The organism is Devosia geojensis, from assembly GCF_000969415.1.
Lineage (GTDB): Bacteria > Pseudomonadota > Alphaproteobacteria > Rhizobiales > Devosiaceae > Devosia > Devosia geojensis.
Genome location: NZ_JZEX01000157.1, coordinates 1 through 16,670, shown reverse-complemented (window position 1 = coordinate 16,670; position 16,670 = coordinate 1). Strand labels below are relative to the sequence as shown.

General features: G+C 65.1%; 14 protein-coding genes and 1 tRNA gene. 6 read left to right on the top strand and 9 right to left on the bottom strand.

Annotated features, from left to right (window positions below):
- Nucleotides 1-28: 28 nt before the first annotated feature.
- Nucleotides 29-1,423, bottom strand: coding sequence for a trigger factor (gene tig, locus VE25_RS18255; protein ID WP_046110097.1), 1,395 nt, complete (start codon nucleotides 1,421-1,423; stop codon nucleotides 29-31).
- Nucleotides 1,424-1,469: 46 nt separating this feature from the next.
- Nucleotides 1,470-1,554 (bottom strand) — tRNA-Leu (locus tag VE25_RS18250).
- A gap of 361 nt (nucleotides 1,555-1,915) precedes the next feature.
- On the opposite strand from VE25_RS18250, the gene VE25_RS18245 reads away from it, so the two are divergent.
- Nucleotides 1,916-2,254, top strand: coding sequence for a P-II family nitrogen regulator (locus VE25_RS18245; RefSeq protein ID WP_046110169.1), 339 nt, complete (start codon nucleotides 1,916-1,918; stop codon nucleotides 2,252-2,254).
- A 73-nt stretch (nucleotides 2,255-2,327) separates the two neighbouring features.
- Nucleotides 2,328-3,737 carry a type I glutamate--ammonia ligase gene (gene glnA / locus VE25_RS18240; RefSeq protein ID WP_046110096.1) on the top strand — a complete coding sequence of 470 codons (1,410 nt, stop codon included), beginning with the start codon at nucleotides 2,328-2,330 and terminating at the stop codon, nucleotides 3,735-3,737.
- A 62-nt stretch (nucleotides 3,738-3,799) separates the two neighbouring features.
- Here glnA and VE25_RS18235 read toward each other — a convergent pair whose 3' ends face one another.
- The 7 genes from VE25_RS18235 to VE25_RS18205 all read right to left on the bottom strand — a co-directional run bounded on the left by VE25_RS18235 (nucleotide 3,800) and on the right by VE25_RS18205 (nucleotide 9,867).
- On the bottom strand, nucleotides 3,800-4,405 hold the full coding sequence (locus VE25_RS18235; protein ID WP_046110095.1) for a dihydrofolate reductase family protein: 606 nt from the start codon (nucleotides 4,403-4,405) through the stop codon (nucleotides 3,800-3,802).
- A gap of 66 nt (nucleotides 4,406-4,471) precedes the next feature.
- On the bottom strand, nucleotides 4,472-5,719 hold the full coding sequence (locus VE25_RS18230; protein ID WP_046110094.1) for an RNA polymerase sigma factor: 1,248 nt from the start codon (nucleotides 5,717-5,719) through the stop codon (nucleotides 4,472-4,474).
- A 12-nt stretch (nucleotides 5,720-5,731) separates the two neighbouring features.
- Nucleotides 5,732-6,082 (bottom strand): YciI family protein, encoded by a 351-nt coding sequence (locus VE25_RS18225; protein WP_046110093.1) that lies wholly within the window; start codon nucleotides 6,080-6,082, stop codon nucleotides 5,732-5,734.
- Nucleotides 6,083-6,181: 99 nt separating this feature from the next.
- Nucleotides 6,182-6,568, bottom strand: coding sequence for an MAPEG family protein (locus tag VE25_RS18220; RefSeq protein ID WP_046110092.1), 387 nt, complete (start codon nucleotides 6,566-6,568; stop codon nucleotides 6,182-6,184).
- A gap of 80 nt (nucleotides 6,569-6,648) precedes the next feature.
- The gene (locus VE25_RS18215; protein WP_052732077.1) at nucleotides 6,649-7,284 is read right to left on the bottom strand and encodes a PilZ domain-containing protein; all 636 of its coding nucleotides are present in this window, start codon (nucleotides 7,282-7,284) and stop codon (nucleotides 6,649-6,651) included.
- A gap of 148 nt (nucleotides 7,285-7,432) precedes the next feature.
- On the bottom strand, nucleotides 7,433-8,953 hold the full coding sequence (locus tag VE25_RS18210) for an ATP-binding cassette domain-containing protein (RefSeq protein ID WP_046110091.1): 1,521 nt from the start codon (nucleotides 8,951-8,953) through the stop codon (nucleotides 7,433-7,435).
- A 578-nt stretch (nucleotides 8,954-9,531) separates the two neighbouring features.
- A complete protein-coding gene (locus VE25_RS18205) occupies nucleotides 9,532-9,867 on the bottom strand; it encodes a hypothetical protein (RefSeq protein ID WP_046110090.1) in 336 nt (111 codons plus the stop codon).
- A 280-nt stretch (nucleotides 9,868-10,147) separates the two neighbouring features.
- Between VE25_RS18205 and parE the strand changes: the two genes are divergently transcribed.
- The 4 genes from parE (at nucleotide 10,148) to cls (ending at nucleotide 16,589) form a co-directional block, all read left to right on the top strand.
- Complete coding sequence (parE, locus tag VE25_RS18200; RefSeq protein ID WP_046110089.1) at nucleotides 10,148-12,169, top strand: DNA topoisomerase IV subunit B; 2,022 nt, start codon at nucleotides 10,148-10,150, stop codon at nucleotides 12,167-12,169.
- A 294-nt stretch (nucleotides 12,170-12,463) separates the two neighbouring features.
- The gene (locus tag VE25_RS18195; protein WP_046110088.1) at nucleotides 12,464-13,864 is read left to right on the top strand and encodes a DEAD/DEAH box helicase; all 1,401 of its coding nucleotides are present in this window, start codon (nucleotides 12,464-12,466) and stop codon (nucleotides 13,862-13,864) included.
- Nucleotides 13,865-14,014: 150 nt separating this feature from the next.
- Nucleotides 14,015-15,058: a GGDEF domain-containing protein gene (locus VE25_RS18190; protein ID WP_083989041.1), complete on the top strand. Its 1,044-nt coding sequence runs from the start codon at nucleotides 14,015-14,017 to the stop codon at nucleotides 15,056-15,058.
- A gap of 79 nt (nucleotides 15,059-15,137) precedes the next feature.
- The gene (gene cls, locus VE25_RS18185; RefSeq protein WP_244466977.1) at nucleotides 15,138-16,589 is read left to right on the top strand and encodes a cardiolipin synthase; all 1,452 of its coding nucleotides are present in this window, start codon (nucleotides 15,138-15,140) and stop codon (nucleotides 16,587-16,589) included.
- Nucleotides 16,590-16,670: the final 81 nt, after the last annotated feature.

The following is a 16,670-nucleotide window of genomic DNA, read 5'->3' as shown; positions in this document are numbered from 1 at the left end:
GACGGCCCCATTCGGGAAAACACCGCGATCAGTGATCGTGGTGGTGATGGTCGTGATCGAGGCCTTCGTCCAGCTCGTCCGACTGGATGAGCTTGGCCAGCTCCTCGCGCGACATTTCCTTGTCGGTCTGCTTGGCCTTGCTGGCGATGAAGTCGACGACCTTATTCTCGAACACCGGCGCGCGCAGCGAGGCGAGCGCCTGCGGGTTCTGCCGGTAGTAGTCGTAGACCCGCTGCTCCTGGCCGGGGAAGCGCCGCACCTCGGCGATCAGCGCCTGCTGGTGCTCTTCCTCGGTGACGTTCACCTCGTTGACGTTGCCGATCTCGGCAACGACGAGACCCAGACGCACGCGGCGCTCGGCGATCTTGCGATACTGCTCGCGCGCCGCTTCCTCGGTCGTTCCTTCGTCCTCGAAGCTGCGGCCGTGGTGGTCGATCTCGTGCTTGACGCGTTCCCAAATCTGGTTGAACTCGGCCTCGACGAGCTGGGCCGGCACCTCGAACTTGTGGCCTTCATCGAGAAGGTCGAGGATCTGCCGCTTGACGTGCTGACGGCTCATGGAGGCCAGCGCGCTCTCCATCTGGCTCTTGACGGCCTCGCGCAGCTTCTCGAGGTTCTCGAGGCCTAGCCGTTGGGCGAACTCGTCGTTGAGCTCGCCGGCGCGCGGCGCGTCCGCATGCAGGATCGTCACGTCGAAGGTCGCCTTCTTCCCGGCGAGATCGTCGTTCTGATAGTCCTTGGGGAACGTGACCTTGATCTCCCTGGTCTCGCCCTTCTTCATGCCGATGAGTTGCTCTTCGAAGCCCGGAATGAAGTCGCCCGAACCCACGACGAGATGCGCATGATCGGAAGTGCCGCCCGGGAAGGGCTCGCCGTCGATCTTGCCCACGAAGGAAAGGCCCAGGTTGTCGCCCTCGGCAACGACCGCGTCCTCACCCTTGTCCTCGTAGCCGCGGTTCTGGCGGAAGACGCGCTCGACTTCCTTGGTGACGTCCTCGTCGCTCACAGGAACCACGGCGTTCGTCACCTCGAGGCCGTCGAGGTCCATCAGCTTGACGGGCGGCAGCACCTCGTACTCGACCTCGAATGCGAGGTCGGCCTTGCCGTCGAGCACTTCGTTGATTACCGCCTGGTCGCCCGGCAGGTCGACCTTGGGCTGAGCGGCGGCGCGTTCCTCGCGCTTGTCGAGCGTGTCGGAAACGGTCGAGTTGATCGCCTCCTGCATCACCTCGGACATGGCCGAACGGCCATAGACCTTCTTGAGATGGGCCGCCGGCACCTTGCCGGGGCGGAATCCCTTGATCGCGACCTTACCCTTGAGCTCGTCGAGCTTGGCGTCGAGCCGGGTCACCAGGTCGCTGGCGGGAATGGTCACGCTCAGTTTGCGCTTCAGGCCCTCGTTCAGGGTCTCAGTAACCTGCATTCGGTTCAAATCCCGTTAGTATTGTTGTCGGGCGGCCGAGCCCAATTGGTGCGGGTGAGAGGGGTCGAACCTCCACGCCTTGCGGCGCTGGAACCTAAATCCAGTGCGTCTGCCAGTTCCGCCACACCCGCAAGAGTGCCCGTCGGCCGGGTTGGCGAGGGTCTAAACCAAGTTGGCGGGCCAGTCAAAGCCTCTCTCGCCCGCATGCGCGTGAGATTTCACGTCTTCCACCGAGCCTCCGGTCGGCCCGGCGTCCCGGCGCATCGCACAAGAAATCAGCACGGAACCGTCAGGCCGACCACCCTGCATGCCACTCGATTGTGCGTTCAGCCTAAAATATGAGCAAACTATACTTTCGTGACATCTACTTTCTGACACAGAAGTCACAGCAGAAGATTGTTTTAAAAAGGCTTTCCGGTTTGGAATTTGCGTGGCACGGGCCGTGCATACTGCCCTTCGGTACCCGCCCACAGAAGCCACGTGGAGGAAAACGTGAAAAAAATCGAGGCGATCGTAAAGCCCTTCAAGCTCGACGAGGTCAAGGAAGCGCTGCAGGAAGTCGGCCTGCAGGGCATCACCGTGACCGAGGCCAAAGGTTTCGGCCGGCAGAAAGGCCACACGGAACTCTACCGCGGCGCCGAATATGTCGTCGATTTCCTGCCCAAGGTGAAAGTCGAGGTCGTGTGCCCCGATGATCTCGCCGAGAAGGCGATCGAAGCCATCCGCAACGCGGCCCAGACCGGACGCATCGGCGATGGGAAGATCTTCGTCTACCCGATCGAGCAGGCCATCCGCATCCGTACCGGCGAATTCGGCGACGACGCGCTCTAGGCTCTAGGCCCGCACGCCAGCAGACCGAAACCGCCCAACCCAATAACGCTCCGCACTACACAGGGGAAAACTTATGACCACCGGAAGCGACATCCTCAAGAAGATCAAGGATGAGAACATCAAGTATGTCGACCTGCGCTTCACCGACATGCGCGGCAAGCTTCAGCATGTGACCATGGACCAGTCGGTCGTCGATGCCGACATGTTCGAGGAAGGCGTCATGTTCGACGGCTCCTCGATCGCCGGCTGGAAGGCGATCAACGAGTCCGACATGGTGCTGATGCCCGATCCGGATTCGGCCTATGTCGACCCCTTCTTCGGCGCCTCGACCCTCGCCCTCAACTGCGACATCCTCGAGCCGGCGACCTATCAGCCCTACAACCGCGACCCGCGCTCCATCGCCAAGAAGGCCGAAGCGTTCGTGACCTCGAGCGGCATCGGTGACTCCGTGGTCTTCGGGCCCGAGCCCGAGTTCTTCCTCTTCGACGACGTCAAGTACTCCAACACCACCTACAAGGTCGGCTTCCAGGTCGATTCGACCGAACTGCCGGTCAACAACGACGCCGACTACGAGGCGGGCAACAACGGCCACCACATCGGCCTGAAGAAGGGCTACTTCCCGGTTCCCCCGCTCGACAGCGCCCAGGACATCCGCGGCGAGATGCTCGAGGCCATGGGCTCGATGGGCGTGACCATCGAGAAGCACCACCACGAAGTGGCGTCGGCCCAGCACGAGCTCGGCATCAAGTTCGCCCCGATGATCAAGTCGGCCGACCAGGTGCTGATCTACAAGTACGTCATCCAGCAGGTCGCCAACGCCTACGGCAAGACGGCGACCTTCATGCCCAAGCCCGTCTACGGCGACAATGGCTCGGGCATGCACTGCCACCAGTCGATCTGGAAGGACGGCAAGCCGCTCTTCGCCGGCGACCAGTATGCAGGCCTCTCCACCGACTGCCTCTATTACATCGGCGGCGTCATCAAGCACGCCAAGGCGATCAACGCCTTCACCAACCCGACCACCAACAGCTACAAGCGCCTGGTGCCCGGCTTCGAAGCCCCGGTCCTGCTCGCCTACTCGGCCCGCAACCGTTCGGCTTCCTGCCGCATCCCCTTCGGCCAGTCGCCGAAGGCCAAGCGCGTCGAAGTGCGCTTCCCCGATCCGCTGGCCAACCCCTATCTCGGCTTTACCGCCCTCTTGATGGCCGGCCTCGACGGCATCATCAACAAGATCCATCCGGGTGATCCGATGGACAAGGACCTCTACGAGCTGCCCGCCGAGGAGCTCAAGGAGATCCCGACCGTCTGTGGCTCCCTGCGTGAAGCCCTGGCCAGCCTCGATGCGGACCGCGACTTCCTCAAGGCCGGCGGCGTGATGGACGACGACTTCATCGACGCCTACATCGAACTGAAGATGACCGAGGTCATCAAGTTCGAGCACACGCCCCACCCGGTCGAGTACGAGATGTACTATTCGGCTTGAGGCCGGATCAGACGAAATGCGAAAGGGGCCCTCGAGGGCCCCTTTTTCTTTGCCCGGCACGGTCAGCGCCGTACGCGGTAACGCAAGTGGACGACACCGTCCTCGCCTTCCAGCACTCTCACCCGCTCCAGCTCGCGCTGCGGCAGGCCGAGATGGTCGAAGAGGCTGCGCCCTTCGCCCAGGAGGACTGGAACCAGGTGAATTTCGAGCTCGTCGAGCAGCCCCGCCGCGATCGCCCGTTGGGCGATGCCGGCCCCGTGGACCAGCACATTTCTGCCGCCGGCAGCACTCTTCGCCTCCTGCATGGCGACGGCCAGGTCGCTGACGAAATGCACGTTGGGCCAGTCGGCCGCCCAGTCCGGCGCCGGGTTGCGGCTGAGGATGTAGATCTGCACCCCGTCGTGGTGGTCGCCGCCCCAGCCCCTCGCCGGTTCGAACGTCCCGCGCCCCGCTACGACCGCTCCCGTCGTCATACCCTCGTCGAAAACCTGGCGATTGACGCCGCGCAGCCGCGCCACGGCGCCGGCGAAGTCACCGCCTTGCAGGCCCGGAAAAATCCACTCGTGCAGCCGCATCCCGCCATCGCCGAGTCCGTTGTCGACTGTTTCGTTGGGTCCCGCGATGTATCCATCGAGGGACATCGACATGTAGAGTACGCTGGAAGACATTGTTCCGCTCCGTTGTTTGCTGCATCAGCTGCCTTCACAACGAGCGGTCCGATCTGATTTCGACAACTACCCTCCGGCGGCGATCTTCCCCATCCGGACCGCGAGAAACCGCTTCTCGGCTTCCGACTGCGACAACGCGATCGCTTTCTCGTAGGCATCCCGCGCCTGCGATCCGCGCCCGAGCCGTGCCAGCAGATCGGCGCGCACCGCATGGAACGGCTGGTAGCCCGCAAGCACTGGCGCCAGCGGCGCGATGAGGTCCAGCGCCGCCGCGGCTCCCTCGCTATAGGAAACCGCGACCACCCGGTTGAGCTCGAACACCGGATTGGGCCGCATCGCCATCAGCTCGCGATAGATGAGCGCGATCTCGCGCCAGTCGGTATCGGCAAAACTCTCCGCCTCCGCATGGATCGCGGCGATCGCCGCCTGCAGCTGGTAAGGACCCGGCCGGCCCCGCCGCAGCGCCCGCTCGACGAGCGCCGCGCCTTCGGCGATCCGCGCCTTGTCCCAGCGCGACCGGTCCTGGTCTTCGAGCGCCACCATCTCGCCCGCCCCGCCGATGCGCGTTCCGCTGCGCGCATGGTGCATCAGCATCAGGGCGAGCAGGCCTTCGATCTCCGGCACCTTGGGCATCAGGCTGTCGAGCAGCCGCGCCAGCCGGATCGCTTCCTCGCAGAGGTCGATCCGCACCAGCGGCCCCTCCCCGGCGCTGTAGCCCTCGTTGAAGACGAGGTAGATCACCGCCAGCACCGCATCCAGCCGCTCGGCGAGCCCCTCGGCCTGCGGCACCTCGTAGGGGATGCCCGCGCGCGAAATCTTGTGCCGGGCGCGCACCAGCCGCTGCGCCATCGAATCGTCGCTGACGACGAAGGCGCGGGCGATCTCCTCGGTCGTCAACCCGGCGACGGACCGCAACGTCAGCGCCACGCTCGTCTGCCGGTCGAGTGCCGGATGGCAGCAGGTGAAGATGAGCTTCAGGCGCTCGTCTGGGATAGCGCTGCCTTCCTCCACCTCCGGCTCGGCGCGGATGATCTCCTCGAGCACCGCCACCGCACCGGCCTTGGCGCGGAAATTGGCGGCGCGGCGCAGGCGGTCGATCGCCTTGCGCCGCGCCGTGCGCATGAGCCAGGCCGAGGGTGAGTGCGGCAGACCGCTGCGCCCCCAGTGCACCAGCGCCGATTCCAGCGCGTCCTGCAGGCTGTCCTCGGCGAGCTGGAAGTCCCTGAGGTTTGTGATGAGGCATGACAGCAGCCGCCCGCCGTCCTCGCGAACGATCGCCGCGAGGGCCTGCCCGACCGGCTGGCTGTCCGTCATGCCCACTTGCGGTCAGCCGAAGTTCTGGATCGGGCGCACCTCGACAGCCCCATAGCTCGCCGTCGGGATCATCGCGGCATAGCGCAGCGCGTCATCGAGATTGGCGCAGTCGAAGATATAGAACCCGCCGAGTTGCTCCTTGGAGTCGGCGAAGGGGCCGTCCATCGTTTCGGGCTTGCCGCCGCGCACGCGCAGCGTCGTTGCCGTCGAGGCGGTCTCCAGCGCCTCGCCGAGCACCAGCACGCCATCGCGGGCAAAGGCTTCGTTCGCCGCCTGGTAGGCGGCCATGAACGCACCGAACTCGGGCGTGCCGTAGGCGGGCGACGAACCGGGTTCGGCATAGATAAGGGCCATGTACTTCATTTCGGAATCTCCATTGGCTTCACGATCATCCATCCAGCAAGGATGGTGCGCAATGACGAACGGCCGGTGACTCGATCGACTCCGGCCGTCGAACTTTCTCTAGAAAAGCGACCAGACGAGATAAACGACCGCGCCCAGCATCGCGACCTGCGTGCCGATCCCGCCGGCAAGGCGCAGCGGCGCGGCCGGCTTGGCCGAATCAAGCCCGGCGGCATGGGCGATACGCGCGACGACCAGCAGCACGCCCATTGCGTGCAGCCACTCCGCCGGCAGGCCGCGGGCCTCGCAGAGCGCCATCAGCAGCAGTGCGACAGCGAGGTTCTCGGCAAGGTTGCCGTGGCGGCGGATCCAGAGCGCCAGGTCGGTGTTGTCGCCGTGCAGGATCGATATGCCCGTCTGCCCGCGCTTGGCGCTGACGATGTTGGCGAGGACGATCATCCAGACGGTGAGGATGGATGCATAGACGGCGGTGACTTGGAAAGACATGGTGCGAGCCTCCAAAGGCAGTGTTGCGAATGCGCAATGACGAACGGGAAACCGCCGATCGACTCTGCCCCTGGAAATTTTCAGCGGATGAGGAGGCGCCCCTCCACCGCCTCGGCCTCCTGCGTCATGACGAACCGCACCGCAAAGCCGACGTCGAGGTACCGCACCACGCGCCCGACGATCCGGCCGACCGCCAGCGGCGTGTCGATCTCGGGCGTGACCGCGGCGGAGACGGCAACTCCCGAGCAGGAAACGTCGATGACGAAACACGGCACCTGCACGCTGTCGCCGAAGGTGATGATCGAGCGCGGATCACGTGGCGCCCAGCGCTTGTGCTCGCGCCGGTCCGGCAGCTGCTGGAGCACATGCTTCTTGTACCAGCCGATCTTGGCGGCGAGCCTTGCCCGCTCGTCCTCCGCGCCGTCGATGCCGAAGGCGAAGCCCGAATCCACCCGGCGCAGCACTTTTCCGCGCAGGATTCCGAAGGCGTCGAAATGCGCCGTTACGCGATCGCCGGCACGCCCGATCACCGGCGCGACCAGCACCCCCATGTACGGCGAAATCGAGCAAAGACGACAGGCGAAGATCTCGGCGCCGCCCGCGGCGTTAGCCCGGCGTCCGGAAAGCGCGTAGCGTCCTGCCACCGCACCGATGAAGCGTACGTCCCGCTGCGGCGCTTCCGCGTCGTCCGGGATCGGCAACCGCGAACCACCCATTCTGGGTCCCCCAAGCGCGGAAATCCGGGGCGAACGTAGGGGATTTCCCTGAAGCGAGCGTTGAGCAATTGCCGCAAATCCGAAGCTTTGCGTTGAGGAGGCGGCAATCATGGCGGGCGGGTTCTCGCCCGCCCGCGGGATATGTGTCTCAGGCCCCCGCTGCCTGCATCTGCCGGTAGAAGCCCTCGGGACCGTCAACTTCGTTCAGCCTTCCCTTCTCGATGAGGAAATAGCGGCTGGCGACCGCATCGACGAACGCCCGGTCGTGCGAGACGAGGATGCAGCTCGCCTGTTTGTCGAGGATCTCCGCCTCCAGCCGCTCCTGGCCGGCGATGTCGACATGGTTGGTCGGCTCGTCGAGCAGGTAGAAGTTGGGCTCGGCCAGCCGCAGCGCGAGAAGTCCCAGCCGCGAGCGCTGCCCGAGCGACAGCTCCCCGATCGGCCGGCCCTGCTTCTCGATGGCGAACCCCGCTCCGGCCAGAAGGCTCTTGGCGCGCTGATCCGGCACGTCAAAGCGCCTGGAGATGAAGTCTTCGGGCGTCTCCCGCTCCGGCAGTTGCGACATCGCCTGGTCCGCATAGCCGGGCACCACCGAAGGCGTCACCCGGGCGCCGTCGATCTCCTCCCCCGCCATGGCGCGAACGAGGAGTTTCATGAGCTGCGACTTGCCCGTCCCGTTGCGCCCCAGCACCACGATCCTGTCGCCCTTGAAGACGTGGACGAGTCCGGTGCGGAACAGCGGCTCGCCCGCGGGCGTCGTGACCATGAGGCCGTCGAGCGTCACCAGCACCCGCGCATGCGTATCCCGGTTGGAAAGACGGATGTCGCCGCTGCGCTCCTTGTGCAGCGCCTTCTGCGCCTCCTCGATGGCCGCGGCGCGAGCCTTGAGGCGCTTGGCCTTCACCAGCAGCAGGTCGCTGCCGCTGTTGATGCCGACATTGTAGAGTTCGCCCGCATTGCGGCGCAGGCGCTTGGCTTCCTTGAGTTCCTTCTCCTGCCGGCCCGCGTCCGCAGCGTCCGCCTCGTCGAGCGCCGCCCGCGCCTGCGAATACGGAAGCGAGAAGAACCGCGACTCTGCCGGCCGCAGGAACAGCGTCCGGTTGGTGGTCGCATCGAGGAACCGCCGGTCGTGGCTGGCGATCACGACCGGGATCGACCGGGCCGCCTGGTTGAGCCACTCCTCGAGCTGGAAGATGCGGGCAAGATCGAGGTGGTTGGTCGGCTCGTCGAGCAGCAGCGCGTCGGGCTGAGTCACCCACACGCGCGCGATCAGCGCCAGCCGCTGCCAACCCCCGCTGAGTTCGGCCAGCACACGGTCGCGGAACGCGACGGGCGTGGCGAATTCGTCAAGCGCTACGTCCACCCGCCAGGCCTCGTCGCGCCGCGCCTCGGGCGGCAGGGCGTCGGCCACTGCATCCCAAAGGCGCATGGAAAGGAGACGCGACAGCACGTCCTGCTCGACATAACCGACGGTCAGTCCGCGCGAGAGCACGACCTCGCCATGGGTCGGCTCGGCGGTTCCGGCGATGGCGCGCAGCAGCGTCGTCTTGCCGCCGCCATTGCCGGCGACGAGCCCGAGCCTGTCGCCGTCCGAGAGCACGAGGTTGAGGTTCTGGAAAAGGGTTTCGCCGGCGACTACGCCGACATTGCGAAGGCTGATGGAGCCCATGGGAATTTCTCGCTGGTATATAGTGGCGCAAAGGCGCCCTGGTGCAATCTGTCCGCGGCATCTATGCGCGCGCGAACTATGACGTTGCGGACCAGCGATCGAGTGTGACGTAGAGGCGTCAGTTCCCGTTCATTGCCGGCCCTGCAGGCATGACCCGCAGGGCGAAGACAGGACCACGCTGACGGTGGGGATCGAAACGGAACATCACGCGGCCCTCCTCTGGTTTGGGTTGAACGGCGGACGCCTTATAGAACGCGAGATGCGCCGCGGCAACAGCGTCAGACCAGATAGAAGAAGGCGGTGCACGCGAGGATGGAGAACGATCTAGGAACAGCCAGATGGGCAAGCCGGTACGCAGTACCAAGAAATCCGGCTCGCACCCATCCAGCGGATCGGGAATTGGGAACATCGGCCGAAATCAACGCAATACCGTTCGGCGACGCTTCCCGCATACGGCAACTCCAGACACAGACCGTATGGGAAATGTCTAACAGCGCGCCCTTAAGAAAGTCCTGAAAGAAAGCAAACGCTTGGTAAAACTGTCGACCGATCTTGGGACGGGTTGAGCGACCGGTCCCCTACCTCAGCGCCTGCCGATCGATGATGGTGTTGTTGCAGAAATCGAAATCGAGGAGGTAGACGGTCCCTCCCTCCGTGGCGCGCACCTGGATGCGGCGGTCGCCGGCAACGTTGAGCGAGATGTCGGCGTAGCCGCGCGCGGCGATCGCCTGGCGGATCTGGCGATCCGTCATGCAGATCCCGAGCTCCGGTTTGCGGGGCTCATGGGTATCGTTCCAGAATTGCAGGCCGAAGGCGCTATAGGGCTGCGCCAGCGCCGGGCCGCCCATCAGGCACGCCAGCAGCGCGACCGTCGCCGCGGTGCGGATGAAAACTCTAGGTCCAGGCTTGGTCATCGTACTTTCCGCCATGCTCTCGCCCAACAATAGGCGCAGCGTCCGCCTCGCTCAATCGCCGAACGCCTGTCGCCGTTCCAAAGGCGACCATCGGATTGACCGTTCTTCCTACACTACCAGGTGTGAACCGCGATCGTCCCCGCCGTTCATCTTCGGTTCATCTTGACGCCCCAATTCCGTGCAGTTGCCCGACCGGTGCGTCGGCGCGGCAAATCCCGGCGGCGCTTGGGTTATGCTAGAAAGCAAGAAATGCCGATTCGGCCCCCAGACGGAATTGCACGTGTCGCAAGCTGAAGACCTGTTCGCAGACGAGCCCGCTTCCACCCCAGCCCCGGCCAAGCCGCAGGCCGCCAAGCCCGCGCGCGCTCCCCAGGCGGCATCGGGATCCTATTCCGCGCACGATATCGAGGTGCTCGAGGGGCTGGAGCCCGTGCGGCGGCGTCCGGGCATGTATATCGGCGGCACCGACGCCAACGCGTTGCACCATCTCTTTGCCGAGGTGATCGACAATTCCATGGACGAGGCCATCGCCGGCCACGCCAGCCGCATCGAGGTGCATCTCGAAGCCTCCGGGCACGTGACCGTTACCGACAACGGCCGCGGCATGCCCGTCGAGAACCATCCCAAGTTCCCCGGGCGCTCGACGCTCGAGATCATCATGACGACGCTGCATGCGGGCGGCAAGTTCGACTCCAAGGCCTACGAGACCTCCGGGGGTCTGCACGGCGTCGGCGCATCGGTCGTCAACGCGCTTTCCGACGATATGGTGGTCGAGGTCGCGCGCGACCAGACGCTCTACCGCCAGGCTTATTCCCGCGGCAAGCCGCTGGGACCCGTCGAGACCGTCGGACGGGTCAACAACCGGCGTGGCACGACCACGCGCTTCCACCCCGATCCCGAGATTTTTGGGCCCCATGCCCACCTCTCGGCCGCCCGCCTCTTCCGCATGACCCGCGCCAAGGCCTACCTCTTCGGCGGCGTCGAACTGCGCTGGAGCTGCGATGAGTCCCTTGCCGGCGAGGAGGTGCCCGCCAAGGCGACCTTCCACTATCCCGGCGGCCTCAAGGACTTCATGGGTGCGCGCATCGAGGGCGAGACGCGCATCGTCGAGGAGATCTTCTCGGGCAGCGCCGGCCGTCCCGGCGGGCACGGCGCCGTCGAATGGGCCATCGCCTGGACCCTCGGCGACGGCGGCATCTCCTCCTACTGCAATACCGTGCCCACCCCCGATGGCGGCACGCACGAAACGGGCCTGCGCACCGCACTGCTGCGCGGCCTCAAGAACTACGCCGAACTCACCAAGAACAAGGCCGCTGCCGTCCTGACTGCCGAGGATATCTTCGCCGGATGCAGCGCCATGCTCTCCGTCTTCGTGCGTGAGCCCGAGTTCGTCGGCCAGACCAAGGACAAGCTCGCCTCGGGCGAAGCGACCCGCATCGTCGACAACGCCCTGCGCGACGCCTTCGACCATTGGCTCGCCGCCTCCCCTAACCAGGCCGGCAAGCTCCTCGACTGGGCGGTCGACCGCGCCGAGGAACGCCTGCGCCGCCGCAAGGAGAAGGAGATCGACCGGGCGAGCGCGACGCGGAAGCTCCGCCTCCCCGGTAAGCTAGCCGATTGCACGCAGACCGCCGCCCAGGGCGCCGAGATCTTTATCGTTGAAGGCGACAGCGCCGGCGGCAGCGCCAAGCAGGCCCGCAACCGCGCGACACAAGCCGTCCTGCCGCTGCGCGGCAAGATCCTCAACGTCGCCGGCGCCAGCCGCGACAAGCTGGCCGCCAACCAGTTGATCGCCGACATGATCCAGGCTCTCGGCTGCGGCACGCGCGAACGCTACCGCGGCGACGACCTGCGGTACGACAAGATCATCATCATGACGGACGCCGACGTCGACGGCGCCCACATCGCTTCGCTTCTCATCACCTTCTTCTTCCAGGAGATGCCCAAGCTCATCGACGAGGGCCACCTCTACCTTGCCATGCCGCCGCTCTACCGCCTCTCTCAGGGCGGCAAGACGGCCTATGCCCGCGACGACGCCCACAAGGACGAATTGCTGGCCACCGAGTTCTCCGGCAAGGGCAAGGTCGACATCACCCGCTTCAAGGGCCTGGGCGAAATGCCTTTCGCGCACCTGCGCGAGACGACCATGGCGCCGGCGACCCGCACCTTGCTCCAGGTCAAGGTCGTCGACGATCGCGACGAGACGAAGATTACGGTTGATCGCCTCATGGGTACTCGCCCCGAGGCCCGTTTCGAATTCATCCAGGAGAATGCTGCGTTCGTCACGGACCTCGATATTTGATGAACTTGCGCGCCAACTTCAGCAAATCCTTGAAATACCGTTGACTTGAGAAGTCCATGCGTTATGGTCCGCGCCGCCTGGATTTTTCAGCGCGCTCGGCCGGCGGCAAGTCGGCTCGCTGAGGAGCCCAAGACAACTGTCGATCATCACAATCGCCACAAAGGCGGAAGACCGGCACCGCAACCCGGATGCGGCGTATCTATTTTTCCCACCGGGAGCCCTACGACCGATTGTCGGCAAGCATGGCGTTGCCCCACGCAAGTCTTGGCCGAGCATGATGAATGGACCACTGATTTGACCGAAGATTTTTCCGGGCTTGGTCTTTCCAGCAAAGTCACCGATGCCGTCGCCGCGGCTGGTTACACCAAGCCGACTGACATTCAGGCCAAGGCGATCCCGCATGTCCTCGACAAGAAGGACATCATCGGCATCGCTCAGACCGGCACGGGCAAGACCGCCTCGTTCGTGTTGCCGATGCTCACGCGCCTCGAAAGCGGCCGCGCCCGAGCCCGCATGCCGCGCACGCTCATACTCGAGCCGACGCGTGAGCTGGCCGCCCAGGTGCACGAGAACTTCGAGAAGTACGGCAAGAACCACCGGCTTTCCGTAGCCCTGCTCATCGGCGGCGTTTCCTTCGAGGACCAGAACAAGATCCTCGACCGCGGCGCCGACGTTCTCATCGCCACGCCCGGACGCATGCTCGACCAGTTCGAGCGCGGCCGCATCCTCCTGACGGGCGTCGAAATCCTCGTCATCGACGAGGCCGACCGCATGCTCGACATGGGTTTCGTGCCCGACATCGAGCGCATCTGCGGCCTGCTGCCGCCGCGCCGGCAGACCCTCTTCTTCTCGGCCACCATGCCGCCTGAGATCGAGAAGCTGACCAAACGGTTCCTGCGCGATCCGGTCAAGATCGAGGTCGCCCGGCAGAGCTCCACCGCCGAGACCATCACCCAGAAGCTGATCAAGGTCGGCTCCAAGCCTGAAGAGAAGCGCGCAGCGCTGCGTGACCAGATCCGCGCCGCCGAGAATCTCACCAACGCCATCATCTTCTGCAACCGCAAGCGCGATGTGGCCACCCTCGCCCGCTCGCTGGAGCGCCACGGTTTTTCGGTCGGCGCCCTCCATGGCGACATGGACCAGAAGAGCCGCATGGAAACGCTCGACGCGTTCAAGACCAACAAGCTGACGCTGCTCGTCGCCAGCGACGTCGCCGCCCGCGGCCTCGACATCCCCGCTGTCAGCCACGTCTTCAACTTCGACGTGCCGGTCCACGCCGAGGACTACATCCACCGCATCGGCCGAACGGGCCGCGCCGGGCGTTCCGGCGCCGCTTTCACCCTCGTGGCTCCGGCCGACAGCAAGCATCTCGACGCCATCGTCAAGCTCATCCAGCGCGACATTCCCTGGACCGAGAGCGCGACTGCGGCTCCCGCCGAGGAACCGTCGGAAGAACGCCGCGGCCCCCGCCGCCGCAAATCCGATGACGGCAAGGCCGAGGCCGGCAAGCCGGCAAGGCCCGCCAGGACTTCGAGAAGGGGCGATACGCGCAAGGACGACGAGCGCCGGGAAGAGCCCCGCCGCAAGCCGGACCCGCGTGAGGCCGCAGCGCTCGGAATCGATGAGAATTCCCCCTTCGGCGCCGACGGCCCGGTGCCCGCCTTCCTGCTGCGAGAAGTATCGCGCCCGCGATAAATATTTGTGGGTACAGGAAATTTTCCGCGATAGTTGATGTTCTGCCCGTTGATAAGTGTACATGCGCGGGCATATTTACCGAGTTTTAGACGAGATGGTGTGTAGTCGGGGTGCCCAACGGCGGGCGCCCGAGCAGAACGCGAGGACATCGTGTCGGAACAGGAATACAGGCGCGTACTTGGCTATGGGAATGCCGCCTTTGACCTGCTCAAGCGCAGCAGCATTCCGCCCTATCCGAATTTCTACGAGCTCCTCTATACCTATGCCACGGGCGTCAACCCGGCGCTGAACACCCGCATCAACGAGATTTTCCGCCAGGGCCACTCGCCCACGGTCAATCTGGCCGAGGCGCTCTACAACGAGTTCCTGAAGTCCGACCTCGACGAGCGCATCAGCGCCGTCTCCGAGCGCATGCATGCACGCATCGAGGCCGTGCACGACGCCATCGACAGCGCCATGGTCACCGCCAACGCCTATTCAGGATCGTTGCAGGCCGCCCGCGGCGATCTCGAGGCCGAGGTCACTCCCGAGGCGCTGAAGACCATGGCCGAACGCCTGCTGGCCGAGACCCGGCGCATGCAGGACACCAACCGGCATCTTGAAATGAAGCTGGAAGCCTCGCGCGACGACATCGCGGCGCTCCGCCGCGACCTCGAGAACGTGCGCCGCGAGTCCCTGCTCGATCCGCTGACCAAGATTTCCAACCGCAAGAGCTTCGACGAGGGGCTCGCCGCGGCCATATCGGAGGCGCGCCGCGACGGACTGCCGCTCTGCCTGCTGCTCCTCGACATCGACAGCTTCAAGAAATTCAACGATACCCACGGCCACCAGACCGGCGACCAGGTTCTGCGGCTGGTGGCGATGACCTTGAAGTCCAACATCAAGGGCAAGGATCTGGCCGCCCGCTATGGTGGCGAGGAGTTCGCCGCGATCCTGCCCCACACCGACCTCGAAGGCGCGGTCATCGCCGCCGAGAACATCCGCAAGGCCATTCAGGCCAAGCAGCTCCTCAAGCGCTCGACCAACGAAAAGCTCGGCCGCATCACCGCCTCCTTCGGCGTCGCGATGCTGCGCGATGACGATACCGCCTCGTCCCTCATCGATCGCGCCGACCGCTGCCTCTATGCCGCCAAGCACGCCGGCCGCAACCGGGTGGTCAGCGAATCCGAGCTCGCCAACATCGAAGCGGCGTAACCGCTTGCCAGATCCGCGCCGTTTCCCCAGATTGGGTAAGCCCTTAGGGTAAGCCACCCCAATCCGGCAGGGAGCGATCGTGATCGGCGTCGACGACATACTGCGTGCGTTCCGGGCCGACCTGCACCTCGTCGCCCTGATCCTCGCCGCCAATTATGCGCTCGCTGCGATCTGCGCCGTGCGCGAGGTGATGAATTCGCGCACCTCCCAGGGCTCCATCGCCTGGCTGCTGTCGCTCCTCCTCCTCCCCTTTCCGACCGCGCTTCTCTACCTCGTTTTCGGCTGGAAATTCTTCGACGATTACGCCATCGACCGCATCAAGCTCGGCCGCACGCTGCGCCCCGTGCGCGCGCGTGACCTGGCCCTCATCGATCAGCAGGCGGACAAGGAATGGCCGGTGCTTTCGGGCGTGGCCGAGCTGCCCTTCCTCTCCGGCAACAAAGTCGAGGTGCTGATCGACGGCAAGGAGACCTTCGATTCCATCTTCGACGGCATCTCCAGGGCCCGCTCGCAGATCCTCATCCAGTTCTACATCGTGCGCGACGACCGGCTGGGCCGCGAGCTTGCCGATCGGCTGATCGAACGGGCCCAGGCTGGGGTCAAGGTCTACTTCATTTACGACGAGGTGGGCAGCACCGGCCTGCCCAAGACCTACCGCGAGCGCCTGCGCGCCGCCGGCGTCAAGATCGCCGCTTTCAACCGGCGCCACCGGTTCCTGCGCATGTACGGCCCCGCGCGGCTCAACTATCGCAACCACCGAAAGATCGTCGTCGCCGATGGCGAGATCGCCTGGGTCGGCGGCCACAATATCGGCGTTGAGTACCTCGGCGAGGACCCGCGCTTCGGCCATTGGCGGGACACCCATGTGCGCGTGCGCGGCCCCGCCGCGCTCGCCTGCGCCCTGGTCTTCCGGGAAGACTGGGAATGGGCGACCGGCGAGCTGCTGCCCGCCGATCCGCCCGAGCTCGTGCAGACGCCCGGCGACCAGTCCGTGCTCGTCATGGGCACCGGCCCGGCCGACAGGCTCGAGGAGTGCGCCATCGCGTTCACCGATGTGATCGCGCAGGCGCGCGAGCGACTATGGATCGTCACCCCCTATTTCGTGCCGGATACGGACGTGCGCACGGCCCTTTATGCCGCCGCCATCCGCGGCGTCGATGTGCGCATCATGCTCCCGGAAAAGCCCGACCATCTGCTGGTCTGGCTCGCCAGCATCGCCCATGCCGATGCCATGGTCGAGCACGGCATTTCCATGTACCGCTATACCGATGGCTTCCTGCACCAGAAAGTGCTGCTGATGGACGATCGCATCGCCTCCATCGGCAGCACGAACTTCGACAACCGGTCCTTCGCCATCAATTTCGAGATCACCCTCTGGTTTCCCGGCCACGAGACCATCGACACCGTCGAGCGTATGCTTCTTGCCGATTTCGAGCACTGCCGGAAGGTTTCCGCGGCCGAAGTCACCGGCCGCTCCCTCGTCTGGCGCTTCGTCGCCCAAGCGGCCAAGCTCTTCTCCCCGATCCTCTAGGACAGCGAAAACGGGATCTCTGGGCACCATGTCGCCACAGGCACAATGCTGCCCCTCCCCCTTGAGGGGAGGGGATAGGGG